Source organism: Salinimicrobium oceani (assembly GCF_012037645.1).
Genome location: NZ_JAAVJR010000365.1, coordinates 1 through 530 on the forward strand (window position 1 = coordinate 1; position 530 = coordinate 530).

Here is a 530-nt window from a genome sequence, read left to right on the forward strand (position 1 = left end):
TTGTTTTGAATAGTGAATAGGATAGACCCTATTTATAGAACTGCCTACTGGAAACAGGGTTCTGCTTAAAAGTTTTGATAAATTCCGCTGCGCTGGTTGGGACATTTTGCTGCGCGAAAACCTCTTCGGGAGGAGGGGTTCAGGTTGAAAACTCCGCTTCGCGTTCACTCTCCTCAGGAGGAGAGGAGTTCAGTTTTCTTCACCCGCTTTGCGTACACTCTCTTCGAGAGGAGAGGGATTTGAAATACTACCTCCGATTCGCGTTTCTCCTGCCTTTGGCAGGAAATTAATTTTTTCCTTGAAATGTGCAGCCCCTTAGGGGAAGTCCTGTACGACTTCTTTGTTCCCCTCCTTTTTTAAGGAGGGGTGCCCGAAGGGCGGGGTGGTTTTAACAGTCACTCAAACTCACCCTCACTGCTAATCCGCCTTCAGAAGTTTCCTTGTACTTTGAATTCATATCTTTCGCGGTTTCCCACATGGTTTCGATTACTTTGTCAAGCGGAACTTTAGCGTGAATGGAATCGGCATCC

At 46.8% G+C, this 530-nt stretch carries 1 protein-coding gene; it reads right to left on the reverse strand.

Annotated elements, in window-relative coordinates:
* Positions 1 to 388 precede the first annotated feature (388 nt).
* Positions 389 to 530, reverse strand: a 142-nt coding sequence (locus HC175_RS17200; protein WP_168139546.1) for an L-serine ammonia-lyase, iron-sulfur-dependent, subunit alpha, incomplete at its 5' end; no start/stop codon positions are given.